The sequence below is a fragment of the Segatella copri genome (assembly GCF_002224675.1).
Lineage (GTDB): Bacteria > Bacteroidota > Bacteroidia > Bacteroidales > Bacteroidaceae > Prevotella > Prevotella copri_U.
Map to the genome: position 1 here is coordinate 57,338 of NZ_NMPZ01000003.1, position 14,373 is coordinate 71,710.

Below are 14,373 nucleotides of genomic sequence, written 5' to 3' on the forward strand. Positions count from 1 at the left end.
TTATTTCGTTACACTTACAGCCATTGCGCTTTTTACGCAACGCAAATTACGCAATAAAAAACGAGATAGCCAAATGTTTTCAAGTTTTTTAATAATAATTATCTCCTAAAGACAAGAGGGTGATGAAATGCTAGCATGCTCAGGCATTAAAATCATAAAAAACTTGCATTTTATTTTGTAATGTGCTAAAATAAATGTAATTTTGCACCTTGAATGGGGTTTTACCTTATTATATTTAAGAAAAGAAACAAAATAATTAGATAAAGACAATGGAATACAACTTCAGAGAAATCGAGAAGAAATGGCACCAGAAATGGGTCGAGAACAAGACCTACAAGGTGACAGAAGATGAAAACAAGAAGAAATTCTATGTGCTCAACATGTTCCCTTATCCATCAGGAGCTGGTCTGCACGTAGGTCACCCACTTGGTTATATCGCTAGCGATATCTATGCACGCTACAAGCGTTTGAACGGATTTAACGTACTGAACCCTATGGGTTACGATGCTTACGGTCTGCCTGCTGAGCAGTATGCTATCCAGACTGGTCAGCACCCAGAGGTTACTACCGTAGCCAACATCAACCGCTACCGCGAGCAGCTCGACAAGATTGGCTTCTGCTTCGATTGGGATCGTGAGGTTCGTACCTGCGACCCTAAGTATTACCATTGGACTCAGTGGGCTTTCCAGAAGATGTTCAACTCATTCTTCTGCAACAGCTGCCAGAAGGCTCAGCCTATCGAAAAGCTCATCAAGCGCTTCGAGGAGAAAGGTTCTGCAGACTTGAACGTGGCTCAGAACGAGCAGATCGACTTCACTGCCGAGGAGTGGAACAGCTTTGACGACATGAAGAAGCAGCAGATTCTGATGAACTACCGCATTGCTTACCTCGGCGAGACGATGGTTAACTGGTGCCCAGGTCTGGGTACTGTGCTTGCCAACGACGAGGTAGTAAACGGCGTAAGTGAGCGTGGCGGTTATCCTGTCATCCAGAAGAAGATGCAGCAGTGGTGCCTGAGAACATCTGCTTACTCTCAGCGTCTGCTCGACGGTTTGGAGACCATCCAGTGGAGCGACAGTATCAAGGAAACCCAAAAGAACTGGATTGGCCGTTCTGAGGGTACAGAGGTAGTATTCTCTGTAAAGGACAGCGACGTGAAGTTCACCATCTTCACCACCCGTGCCGATACCATGTTTGGTGTTACCTTCATGGTGCTGGCTCCAGAGAGCGAGTATGTTCAGCAGGTAACTACTGCCGAGCAGAAGGAAGAGGTAGAGAAATATCTCGACTACGTGAAGAAACGTACCGAGCTTGACCGTATGGCTAACCACAGCGTAACCGGTGTATTCTCAGGAAGCTACGCCATCAACCCATTCACCGGCGAGGCAATCCCTGTATGGATTTCAGAATATGTATTGGCAGGATATGGTACAGGTGCCATCATGGCTGTGCCAGCTCACGATAGCCGTGACTACGCCTTTGCCAAGCACTTCAACCTGCCTATCATTCCTCTTATCGAGGGTGCTGATGTTTCAGAGGAGAGCTTTGATGCCAAGGAAGGTATCGTAACCAACTCACCTGTAGCTGGCAAGAGCAGCATGGATGGTTTCTCGCTGAACGGACTCACCGTGAAGGAGGCTATCGCAGCTACCAAGAAGTTTGTTACCGAGAAGGGCATCGGCCGAGTAAAGGTAAACTATCGTCTCCGCGACGCCATCTTCTCCCGTCAGCGCTACTGGGGTGAGCCATTCCCAGTATATTACAAAGACGGAATGCCACAGATGGTTCCAGAGGAGTGCCTGCCACTCGAATTGCCAGAGATTGAGACCTACAAGCCAACAGAGACTGGCGAGCCACCATTGGGCAGAGCCAAGAAGTGGGCTTGGGATGCTGAGAAGAAAGAGGTGGTTGACAAGAGTCTCGTTGATAACAAGACCGTATTCCCACTGGAGCTCAACACCATGCCAGGTTTCGCAGGTTCTTCTGCCTACTATCTGCGCTACATGGATCCTCACAACGATGAGGCACTCGTAGGCAAGAAGGCTGATGAGTACTGGCAGAACGTGGACCTCTACGTAGGCGGTTGCGAGCATGCTACCGGTCACTTGATTTACTCCCGTTTCTGGAACAAGTTCCTCTTTGACCTCGGCGTAAGCTGCAAGGAAGAGCCATTCCAGAAGCTGGTGAACCAGGGTATGATTCAGGGCCGTTCTAACTTCGTTTACCGCATCAACAGCGATGACCACGACAAGGCTCCTGTATTCGTAAGCTTGAACCTGAAGAAGGATTACGACGTAACTCCTATCCACGTAGATGTAAACATCGTAAGCAACGATGTATTGGATATCGAGGCATTCAAGGCTTGGCGCCCTGAGTATCAGAACGCTGAGTTCATCCTGGAAGATGGCAAGTACATCTGCGGATGGGCTATCGAGAAGATGTCTAAGAGTATGTTCAACGTAGTGAATCCAGATATGATTGTCGAGAAGTATGGTGCTGATACCCTGCGTCTTTACGAAATGTTCCTGGGTCCTGTAGAGGCAAGCAAGCCTTGGGATACCAACGGTATCGACGGTTGCCACCGCTTCCTGAAGAAGTTCTGGGGTCTGTTCTACGAGAACCGTACCGACAACTTCCTTCCATCAGCCGACGAGGCAGCGAAGCCAGAGAGCCTGAAGAGCGTTCACAAGCTCATCAAGAAGGTAAGCGAGGACATCGAGAAGTTCTCTTACAACACTTCTATCTCAGCCTTCATGATTGCCGTGAACGAACTCGGTCAGCAGAAGTGCCGCAACAAGGAACTCCTCACAGATCTCGTCATCCTCATTGCTCCATTCGCTCCACACATCGCAGAAGAGTTGTGGGCAGCACTTGGCGAGCAGGGCAGCGTTTGCGATGCTGCATGGCCTAAGTATGATGAGCAGTATCTGAAGGAGAACGATATGCAGCTCACCATTTCCTTCAACGGTAAAGCTCGTTTCCAGATGACTTTCCCTGTGGATACTCCTAACGAGGAAATCCAGAAGCAGGTATTGGCAGACGAGAAGAGCCAGAAGTACTTGGAAGGATTCAACGTGTTGAAGGTGATCATCGTACCAAAGAAGATCGTCAACGTAGTGTTGAAAAAGTAATTTATTGATAATATCCAGAAGGTCGTCTCATCTAAAAATGGGCGACCTTCTGCGCTTTAAAAATACGAGGAAAATATTATGCAAATAGCAATCAGTCAAACATTTAAGAATGAGTGCAAGGATTATTTCTACATCACCCTTGGACTCTTGCTTTACACATTTGGATGGACCATTTTTCTGCTTCCATACCAGATAGTAACGGGTGGCGTAACGGGTATCGCAGCCGTGATTTACTACGGCACGGGGATACCTATCTATTTGTCTTATTTTCTCATCAATGCCGCCCTGCTGCTTGCCGCGCTGAAGATTCTGGGATTCAAGTTCATGGTAAAGACCATCTACGCCATCATCATGCTCTCCGTATTCCTGGCGCTGGCGCAAGACTTGATGATAGGTGAAGATGGCAAGATGGTGCAAGTGCTGGGAGAGGGACAAGACTTCATGTCGCTCATCATCGGCTGTCTGTTTACGGGCTTGTCGCTCGCCATCGTCTTCCTGCACAATGGAAGTACGGGAGGAACGGATATCATCGCCGCCATCGTGAACAAATACCATAACATCTCGCTGGGACGTGTGCTCATCTTCGTGGACCTCGTCATCGTGGGCAGTTCCTTCTTCGTCTTCAATGCGAAACCGGAATTCACGGCGATAGATGCCATCAGAAAGGTGGTATTCGGTCTATGTACCATGGTGATTGAGAACCTGGTGCTCGACTATGTGATGAATGCCAAGCGAGAGAGTGTGCAGTTCATGATCTTCAGCAAGAAATATCAGGAGATAGCCAACGCCATCGGTACACAGATGGACCATGGTGTGACGATTCTGGATGGCCACGGCTGGTACACCGGCGACGAGATGAAGGTACTCTGTATTCTTGCCAAGAAGAACGAGAGCGTCACCATCTTCCGCATCGTCAAGATCATCGACCCGAATGCCTTTGTCAGCCAGAGTGCCGTCATCGGTGTGTATGGCGAGGGATTTGATGAAATGAAAGTGAAAATCAAGGAGAAAGATATTAAGAAAATCAAATAATTGAAAATACAATGAAAATCGTATTTGCAACAAATAACCAGCATAAGCTCCAGGAAATCCGCAATATCCTGGGCAGCGACTACGAGGTGGTTTCGCTGAAGGAGATAGGATGCGATGTGGATATTCCTGAAACAGGAAATACGCTGGAGGAGAATGCCTTGCAGAAGGCGCAGTATGTTTACGACCATTATCACCTGAGCTGCTTTGCCGATGATACCGGTCTGGAAGTGGAGGCGCTGGATGGTGCGCCGGGTGTTCACAGCGCCCGCTATGCTGAAGGTACCGACCACGACAGCGAGGCAAACATGGCTAAACTGCTCAGAGAACTAAATGGAAAGGAGAACAGAAAGGCCCGATTCCGTACCGTGATCTGCTACATCGAGAAGAAGGATGTCTGCCCTTGCGGCTGCACCAGCATCAAGAAAATCCATCAGTTTGATGGTATCGTAGAGGGTCATATCGCTACCGAAAAGCACGGCACCGAAGGTTTCGGCTACGACCCGATCTTCGTTCCGGAAGGCTACGACCAGAGTTTCGCCCAGCTGGGTGAGGAAATCAAGAACGGCATCAGCCATAGAGCCAGAGCCGTGGCTAAACTGGCTGAATTCTTAAAGAACAAGAATGATTAATACCCTTTCGATATTAATCCCTACATATAATAATGTATGCGTTGAGCTTGTAAAATCCCTGCAAGCTCAAGCATCGTTATTGTATTCATCTTCAGATTCCCTCTCTTCATCCTCTCATTTCGAATACGAAATATTAGTCGCCGATGATGGTTCTACAGATGAAAGAACCGTAGAAGGCAACCGTATCATCAACACCCTCCCCCATTGCCGCTACATCGAGAGAAAAGAGAACGTGGGCAGGGCTGCCATCCGCAACTTCCTGGCAAGGGAGGCGAAATATACCTGGCTGCTTTTTATCGACAGCAACATGAACATGATCAGCCATCAGTATCTTGCCAATTATCTAAAAGAAAAAGAAAGCGATGTGGTCTATGGAGGATATCAGATAAAGCGGGATGCTGAAACCAGAGAACGACTGAAATATAACCTACGATACATTTTCGAATCTGCCGGCACGCAGAACGGAAATCATCTCCAGCGACAGGCTCATCCCTATGCAGACTTCCACACCTCCAACTTTATCGTGAAGCGAAGCATCCTGCTGAAACACCCATTCGATGAACGTTTTTCCCACTATGGGTACGAAGATGTGCTTTGGGGCAAGAATCTAAAAGACAATCACATACCGATTCTTCACGTGGATAATCCACTGGGTTATGAACACTTTATAGGCAATATGTCGTTTCTCTATAAAACAGAGGAAAGCCTGCGTACCCTCTATCAGTTCAGAAATGAACTGCAGGGCTATTCCAAAATCATCGACTATGCCCACAAGCTGAAAAGATGGCATCTCTATCCACCTTGCCAGTATCTCTTTCCGCTGCTGAGTCTGCCAATAAAAGCCAGGCTCACAGGCAATAAACCCAGTATTTTTATGTTTAATATATATAAGTTATTATATTATATACATTTAGATAGATGAGAAAGAAAATATGGATACTCCTCTCGTTCCTGATTCTTCAGGTTGCCACTTTCCAGAGCAGCGCTGCCATCGGCGACTGGAAAGCCTATATGGCGTACAGCGAAGTGCAGGAAATAGAAGAAGCCGGCAACTGGATATTCGTGCAGGCTTCCAGCAATCTCTATGCCTACAACAGAAACGACCAGAGCATTCAGACCTTCAGCAAGATGGACTTCCTGAACGACTGCGATATCCAGCACATCGCTTACAACAAGACTGCCAAGCGGCTGCTCATCCTCTACAGCAATGCCAATATCGACCTGATGAACACCCAGAACTGGAGCGTGCAGAATCTGCCGGATTACTATTCTGCCACCATCACGGGCGACAAGACCATCAACGATATCTATATGTATGGCAAATTCGCCTATCTCTGCTATGGACTGGGCATCATCAAGCTCAATATGGCGGATGGGGAAATCAGCGATACTTATACACTGGGATTCAAGGTGAACTGGTGCGAAATCAGGGATAACCAGATCTATGCCTACAGCAAGGAGGAAGGTACCTATCGCGCTGCCCTCTCTGACAACCTGCTCGACAAAAACCGATGGAGCAAGGTGGGGGCTTATACCGCTCCCCAAAAAGAGGACAAGAGCGAACTGATGAAACTGGTAAGCAGCCTGCTGCCAGGAGGTCCGAAGTATAATCATTTCTGGTATATGAAGTTTATCCACAACCAGCTCTATACCTGCGGCGGCGCCTTTCTTTCGGGACTCTCTCTTGATACCCGTCCCGGCACCATCCAGGTATTGAACAGGGACAACTGGACCATCTATCAGGATGACATCAGGAATACGACGGGTTACCAGTATCAGGATATCAACTGTGTAGAACCGGATATCCACGATCCAAACCACGTGTTTGCTTCGGGCAGAACCGGACTCTATGAGTTTACGGACGGCAAATTGACACATTATTATAATAAGGACAACAGTATCCTGGAAGCTGCCGTGGATAGAGGAACGGTGCTGGACAACAACTATGTGCTGGTGCATAGTCTGCTATCGGATGAAAGCGGAAAGCTGTGGATTCTCAACAGCCAGGCTACCCACCGCTCCATCATCGAGATGAAAGACAACCAGTTGGTAGCCCACGACCAGAAGACATTGAATCCGAACGGCTACAGTCTTTCGGCGATGACGGGTCTGATGAAGGACAGGCAGGGCAGGCTCTGGTTCGTGAATGACAATCATGAAACTCCAGCCATCGTCTGCTATCAGCCGGAAACCGATGAGGTGAAGATGTTCAGCAAGCCCTTCACCAATCAGGATGGTGCGGAAATCAATCTCTATTATATCAGATGCATCAAGGAAGACCTGGAGCACAATCTGTGGATAGGAACCGACCAGGGACCTTTCTACATCACTCCGCATATTCTGGATGATACGCAGCCAACGCTTACCCAGGTGAAAGTGCCGAGAAACGACGGTACCAATTATGCCGACTATCTGCTGGGCGGTGTGGATATTACCTGCATGGCAGTGGATCAGGCAAACAGAAAATGGTTTGGTACCAGCAACAACGGTGTCTATCTGATCAGCGCCGACAATATGGAGCAGATTCATCACTTCACGGCAACCAACAGCAAGCTGCTGTCGAACAACATCGAATCGCTCGCCATCAACGATGCTACCGGTGAGGTGTTTATCGGAACCGACAAGGGTCTCTGCTCCTATATGAGCGATGCTACCGCCACCAACGAAGAGATGACCCAAGACAATGTATGGGCTTATCCGAACCCGGTAAAGCCAGACTATACAGGACTCATCACCATCACCGGTCTGTCGCTGAATGCGGATGTGAAGATAGTCAGTACCAGCGGAACTCTGGTGAACCAGGGCAGAAGCAACGGCGGCACCTATACCTGGAACGGCTGCGACCAGAAAGGCAGAAGAGTGGCTAGCGGAATCTATATGGTGGAAACCGCTACCAGCAACGGAGAGAAGGGTACCGTCTGCAAAATAGCCATCATCAGATAAAAGAGACAGCATCTTCTATCAGAAATATCAAGAGAGCAAGCAATGAAACTAAGTATCATCATCCCCGTATATCGTGCCGAAGATACGCTCGAAAGATGCATCGGGAGTATCCTGCAGCAATCATTCACCAGCTACGAGCTGATTCTCGTAGATGATGGATCGCCTGATGCGTGCCCTCAGCTCTGCGATGAATATGCCGGGAAAGATAGTCGTATCCACGTTATCCACAAGGAAAACGGAGGTTTAAGCGATGCCAGAAATGTGGGGATAAAGAGGGCTAAAGGACTGTATATCACCTTTATAGACAGTGATGATGCGATTGGGGAAAACTCGCTTCAACAGCTGATGGAAGAACTTTATCAACATCCCGATGTGGATATTCTTGAATATCCCATCATGGAGAGAATCGGTCATCCCCATCGGGAAAAGCTCCTCTCCTTCGCTCCGAAAACCTATCAGAATGCCATCGAATACTGGTTGGCGGAAAAGGGCTATCATCATACCTATGCCTGCAACAAGATATTCAGGCGTTCGCTGTTTCAGAACATCGAATTTCCGAAAGGAAAAAGCTTTGAGGATGTGTGGACGATTCCGAAACTGATAGGGCTGACGGAGACAGAGATTACTCCGGACAGAGCGGTGGTTCCTCCCCCACCATTGAAAATAAGAGTGACGGATGTAGGGAAGTATCTCTATTACTGGAATCCTCACGGCATTACATCGCAGGCAAAATATCCCGATCTGCTTCAGCTGTATCTGGGACAGAGGCAGGCTTTGATGAAGCTGAAAATAGCGGGTAAAGAAAAGATGAAGCTACAAATGGGAGCAACAGAAGAAATCCTGCTGAAATATCAGTCTTCATTAGAAGATTTCCTGACGCAGCATCTCAATGTCCTGCTCGATCTCTACGATTTATCAGGAAGATATGAACCGGATCCTCCCCTTATCCACGCCGTGAAATGGCTGGAAGGAAAAAAAGGGATTCATTCATTCAAACTCAAACTATTCAATATTTTAGGTTATCATTCATTATGCAAAATCAATCATCTCATACACAGAATATACAGGCACCCTTAGTAAGTTTCATCATCACCACTTACAATATGCCTACGGAATATCTGGAGGAATGCCTCAAAAGCATCCTCCAGCTCTCACTCAATGCCAAGGAAAGAGAAATCATCCTCGTGGATGATGGAAGCGATATCTGTGCGATCAACGGACTCACGGAATATCTGCAGGATATCATCTATCTGAGACAGCCTAACCAGGGAGCCAGCGTGGCTAGAAACTATGGTATGATGATAGCCAAGGGCAGATTCATCCAGTTTATGGATGGCGACGACTATCTGGTACAGACCGCCTACGAACATTGTCTAGACATCGTAAGATATCATCAGCCAGACATCGTGACTTTCAACTATGTAAAAAACAGGCAGACGGATACTCCTCCTTATGAATTGCCGACTCCGATATCGGGCACAGCCTATATGAGCAATCATAACCTGCATGGTTCTGCCTGCTCCTATATTTTCCGCAGCAGCATCAGAGGAACCCTGCAGTTTACGCCGGGCATCGTATATGGAGAAGATGAGGAGTTTACCCCTCAGCTCTTCCTGCGTGCCGAAAGAATCTTCAAGATGGAGACAGAGGCTTATTACTATCGTGAGAATCCGAACTCCGTAACCCACCAGATGGATCATGAGAAGATTAGCCAGAAAATGGATAACAGTCTGGAAGTAATCCTGCATCTGCAGAAACTGCTGGATAAGATTCCGGTGGCAGAAAGACAGGCGCTGAGCCGCCGCATCGCCCAACTCTCGATGGATTATCTGGTGAACAATATCCGACTGAAACATTCGCTGATAGCCCTGAACCACGCCATCAAGAAGTTGAGAAAGCATGGACTCTATCCACTTCCTGACAAGGAATACACCAAGAAATATACCATGTTCAGAAAGATGATAGGTACATACGTAGGAAGAATGGCGCTCCTCTTTTTCATCAAGAAATAAATAAGAAGGAGGAAGATTTTATCAGATAATAAAAGAGTATATCAGGAAGATGAAGATTCTATTAATGGGAGAATACAGTAACGTACATGCCACACTTGCCGAGGGACTCCGCAAGCTGGGGCATGAAGTTACCGTGCTCTCCAACGGCGACTTCTGGAAGAATTATCCACGAGATATCAACATGGTGAGAAAGCCTGGAAAACTGGGGGGAATCCTATATTTGATAAAGTTATACACAATTGTGCATAAGTTAAGGGGATACGACATCGTCCAGCTCATCAACCCGATGTTTCTGGAGTTGAAAGCTGAGCGTATCTTCCCGATTTACCGGTATTTGAGAAAGCACAACAAGAAGGTGGTGCTGGGGGCTTTCGGTATGGATTACTATTGGGTAAGCGTCTGCTGCCAGGATAAGCCATTGAGATACAGCGATTTCAACATAGGAGATGAATTACGCACCAATGCCGATGCCCTGAAAGAAAGAAAAGACTGGCTGGGAACCGCCAAGGAAAGACTCAACCGGATGATAGCTGAAGATTGCGACGGCATCATAGCGGGACTCTATGAATACTGGGTATGTTATCAACCGCATTTTCCACAGAAAACCACGTTTATCCCCTATCCTATCCACACTTATACACAATCCCATCAGGATAGGGATAAAAGGGCAGCTTCTGTAGAGACATCTTCTGTAGATATCTCCCGAAGACCTTCCCAAAAGTTGAAGTTATTCATAGGTATCAACAAAACCAGAAGTGAGTATAAGGGTACGGACATCATGCTGAAAGCTGCCCAGGCAATCGCCGAGAAATATCCGGAAAAGGTAGAACTGCGTATCGCCCAAAACGTGCCTTTTGCGGAATATGTAAAGATGATGAACGGCAGCGATGCCATCCTCGACCAGCTCTACAGTTATACTCCATCAATGAATCCGCTGGAGGCAATGGCGAGGGGCATCATCTGCATAGGTGGTGGAGAACCGGAAAACTACGAGATTATCCACGAAGAGCATCTCCGTCCCATCATCAATGTGCAGCCCAACTATGAGAGCGTATATCAAGAGTTGGAGCACCTGGTGCTTCACCCAGAACTGATACCGCAGCTTAAGCAACAGAGCCTCGAATACATCAGCAAGCATCATGAATACATAAAGGTAGCTAAACAATATGAAGAATACTACAAGAGCCTGTTAGCCTAGGCTCTTGTGATAAAAAGACGTCGCCTACAGGATATTGGAACGAAGGATATCATTTAAGGAAGTTTTTGAAAAAAGCCTTGCTATTCCCAATTATTTCCACTATCTTTGCAATCGAATAAGTTGCACTCTATAAAACGAAGAAGATATGGATTACAAGAGATTACCATACGGTGTTGCCGATTATACCTGGATTAAGAGTCAGAACAGATACTGTGCTGACAAGACGATGTTTATACCTAAGATGGAGGAAGCAGGAGACTTTCTCTATCTCATCCGCCCACGCCGTTTTGGCAAGAGTGTCTTCCTCACGATGCTTCAAGCCTACTACGACATTGAGAAGAAAGACTCATTCCATACCACATTCAAGGATACTTGGATTGAGTCGCATCCAACCGAAGGACTTGGACAATATCAGGTTTTGTATTTCGACTTCTCTAGAGCTGCAGCAGGACAAGGTAACTTGGAGGAGAACTTCAATGCCTATTGCTGTACCATATTGGACGATTTCATCCAAAAATATGCAACTTATTACGATGAGAGCTTTAATATTAAGGAATATCTTTCCTTTACAAGTGCCTCCTATAAGCTAAATGCACTGAATATTTATTCCAAGAGAAAAGGTACGCAACTTTACCTCATCATCGATGAGTACGACAATTTCACCAACAACATCCTGAGCGAGGAAGGAGAAGCTGTGTATCACGCCTTGACTCATGCACAAGGTTTCTACCGTGACTTCTTCAAGCTATTCAAGGGAATGTTCCAGCGCATCATGATGATGGGAGTTAGTCCTGTCACCGTGAACGACCTCAACAGTGGCTATAACATCGGCATCAATCTCTCCATGGACCCCATGTTCAATATGATGCTGGGATTCAGCGAGAACGAGGTACGGGAAATGATAGAATACTACAGAGAAGTAGGACTCATCAATGTTCCGACCGACCAGCTGATTACTGACATGAAGCCTTGGTATGACAACTACTGTTTCGCAAAGGACAGTCTGGTCACAGACCCAAAGATGTTCAATTCGGATATGGTTATCTATTATCTCCGCCATTTCATCCGTTTTGGCAAAGCTCCGGAAGAGATGGTAGATCCAAACACCATGACTGATTATGCCAAGATGAAGAAGATTATCTTCCTGGACAAGCTGCAAGGCGACCGCAAGAGCGTACTGAAAGAAATCATCAACCAAGGTTATATCTGGGCTGAGCTGAGAGAAAGTTTTCCTGCAGAAGACTTGGTTGACCCAGACCTGTTCCCAAGTCTGCTCTACTATTACGGCATGCTGACCATCATTGGCAAGCGTGGCAGAAGAGTAAAGTTGGGAATCCCTAACGAGAATGTACGCCGCCAATATTACGGCTATGTGTTGGATGAATACAACAAGGATACTAAAATCAACAATAATCATCTTGCCGACCGATACGATGTAATGGCTCTAGATGGTAACATCAAGCCAGCCATCGAATACATTGCCGAGGGTTATAAGAACTGCACGAGCATCCACTCCAGCATTCAGGCAGAGCGCAACCTGCAAGGGTTCATCGCCGCTTATCTCAACCATAGTGGTTATTACTACATCATCCAGGAAATGGAGCTGAACGGCGGCTATTGTGACTTGACGATGATTCCTGACCTCACCCGTTTCCCAGAGGTTGCCCATGCCTATCTCCTGGAGTTGAAGTATCTGAAATCAGGTGATACCGATAAAGAAGGCATGAAGGCTTTAGAAGAAGCAAAGGCGCAATTAGACCAATATACTCAAGACACAAGATTGCCAAAGCTGATGAGCGGCAAGCCTATACACAAGATTGCTATTATATATAAAGGTAACGATCTTTGGAGAGTAGAGGAATGGCGCTGAAGAGGATAAGCCCTAACGATCTTTTATATTCAACGTCGCTGAACGGAGATTTTCTTTAATAGTATCAACATTTACCATAAAGGATATTCCTATTTTCCCTTATGGGATTGAGCCGTCATTAAACTAGTTTTGCCACTATTTAATTCATCAAAATAGAAACGACAAGGCTTATGAAAAGACTATACTTGCAAAAATCCCTCAATGAGGGATAAAAATGATTAAATTCATCCCTCAATGAGGGATATTTTTAAAAGAATTCATCCCTCATTGAGGGATTATTTGTATCTTTGCTGCAGTTTTTAATGATATTCATTTAAAAGAGCAAGATAAGTCTTACGCTGACGGCTCAATCTAAAAGATGTTAAACAATAATAATTTAAAGGAGTTTATCTTCTAAGCATCTTTATTTTTTCGTATCTTTGCGAAAAGTTTCGTTACGAAAAAATTCGATTATGGAAAATCCGTTTAAATTTGGCTCATTGGTTGATACCCCATACTTTACAGACAGAGTGAAAGAACTGGACTACATCGTACAGTTTCTCAAGAGCGAGAACCACCTTGTTCTTATGTCACCACGACGTTTTGGCAAATCAAGTCTCGTAAAAAAGGCTGTTGTCCAAACCCAACGACCATACCTATGGCTCAATATGCAAGCCGTGCTCAGCAAAGAAGATTTTGCGGCAAAGCTTCTGAAGGAACTGCTCAATCAATTCAAACTGGAAAAGATGAAGCACTATCTTCGTAACTTCCGCATCATTCCTTCTATCAACATGAACCCGATGACAGACGAGCTATCGGTTTCATTCCAACCATCAACTGACAATGGAACAACTGCAATAGAAGATGTTTTAAATACAATTCAGAAGGTTTCTACACCTCAAAACAAACTGATTGTTGTCTTTGACGAGTTTCAAAGCATCCTGGAAATCGATAAAAACATGGATAAGCAGCTCCGTTCCATCATGCAGGAACAGACAGGCATCAATTACATCTTTCTGGGCAGCCAGGAATCGATGATGACAGATATCTTTGAACGTGTGAAGTCTCCGTTCTATCATTTTGGAATGCTGATGAGACTCAACAAGATTCCATACGAAGATTTCAAATCATATATTGCAGACAGATTGAAAGATGTATCAGAGCAGCCTACTCAAATTGCAGACGAGATACTGGCCTTTACAAGTTGCCATCCATACTACACGCAACAGCTTTCATTCGCAGTTTGGAACAACCTGGAAGCTGGCAAAAACGAGGATGTACTCCAACTCGCCATAGAAGACATCATAACAACTCATGATTTAGACTACGAACGTTTATGGTTGAATTTCAATAAGACAGACAAATATGTAATGGTCAGTATCTGCGAGGGCAACAATCCTGCACAAGACAGGAACCAACCTACCAGCACGATGACCAGTGCCCTATTGCGTTTAAGCAAGAAAGGCTACATCATCCGAAGTGACAGATATGAAATAGAAGACCCATTCTTCAGGAAATGGATACTCAAGAATATGATTGGGTAAGATTATATACTGAGAAATCGCCAGCGAAGCTTTAC

General features: G+C 45.9%; 10 protein-coding genes. All 10 read left to right on the forward strand.

Features of this window, described 5'->3' with window-relative positions:
* Positions 1 to 269 precede the first annotated feature (269 nt).
* The 10 genes from leuS to CFT61_RS03060 all read left to right on the forward strand — a co-directional run bounded on the left by leuS (position 270) and on the right by CFT61_RS03060 (position 14,338).
* Positions 270 to 3,131, forward strand: a complete 2,862-nt coding sequence (leuS, locus tag CFT61_RS03015; protein WP_089543009.1) for a leucine--tRNA ligase — start codon at positions 270 to 272, stop codon at positions 3,129 to 3,131.
* 78 nt (positions 3,132 to 3,209) lie between these two features.
* Complete coding sequence (locus CFT61_RS03020) at positions 3,210 to 4,163, forward strand: YitT family protein (RefSeq protein WP_089543010.1); 954 nt, start codon at positions 3,210 to 3,212, stop codon at positions 4,161 to 4,163.
* 11 nt (positions 4,164 to 4,174) lie between these two features.
* The gene (locus tag CFT61_RS03025) at positions 4,175 to 4,792 is read left to right on the forward strand and encodes a non-canonical purine NTP diphosphatase (RefSeq protein WP_089543011.1); all 618 of its coding nucleotides are present in this window, start codon (positions 4,175 to 4,177) and stop codon (positions 4,790 to 4,792) included.
* Positions 4,785 to 5,714, forward strand: coding sequence for a glycosyltransferase family 2 protein (locus tag CFT61_RS03030; RefSeq protein WP_089543012.1), 930 nt, complete (start codon positions 4,785 to 4,787; stop codon positions 5,712 to 5,714). The genes CFT61_RS03025 and CFT61_RS03030 overlap by 8 nt, the downstream gene beginning before the upstream one ends.
* Positions 5,711 to 7,735, forward strand: coding sequence for a T9SS type A sorting domain-containing protein (locus CFT61_RS03035; RefSeq protein WP_089543013.1), 2,025 nt, complete (start codon positions 5,711 to 5,713; stop codon positions 7,733 to 7,735). Before CFT61_RS03030 ends, CFT61_RS03035 begins: the two co-directional genes overlap by 4 nt.
* A gap of 42 nt (positions 7,736 to 7,777) precedes the next feature.
* Positions 7,778 to 8,812 (forward strand): glycosyltransferase family 2 protein, encoded by a 1,035-nt coding sequence (locus CFT61_RS03040; protein ID WP_089543014.1) that lies wholly within the window; start codon positions 7,778 to 7,780, stop codon positions 8,810 to 8,812.
* Positions 8,767 to 9,747: a glycosyltransferase family 2 protein gene (locus CFT61_RS03045; protein ID WP_089543015.1), complete on the forward strand. Its 981-nt coding sequence runs from the start codon at positions 8,767 to 8,769 to the stop codon at positions 9,745 to 9,747. The genes CFT61_RS03040 and CFT61_RS03045 overlap by 46 nt, the downstream gene beginning before the upstream one ends.
* Positions 9,748 to 9,796: 49 nt before the next feature.
* Complete coding sequence (locus CFT61_RS03050; RefSeq protein ID WP_089543016.1) at positions 9,797 to 10,945, forward strand: glycosyltransferase family protein; 1,149 nt, start codon at positions 9,797 to 9,799, stop codon at positions 10,943 to 10,945.
* Positions 10,946 to 11,090: 145 nt separating this feature from the next.
* Entirely contained in the window at positions 11,091 to 12,815 is a 1,725-nt protein-coding gene (locus CFT61_RS03055) for an AAA family ATPase (protein WP_089543017.1), read from the forward strand.
* Positions 12,816 to 13,267: 452 nt separating this feature from the next.
* Positions 13,268 to 14,338: an AAA family ATPase gene (locus tag CFT61_RS03060; protein WP_089543018.1), complete on the forward strand. Its 1,071-nt coding sequence runs from the start codon at positions 13,268 to 13,270 to the stop codon at positions 14,336 to 14,338.
* Positions 14,339 to 14,373: the final 35 nt, after the last annotated feature.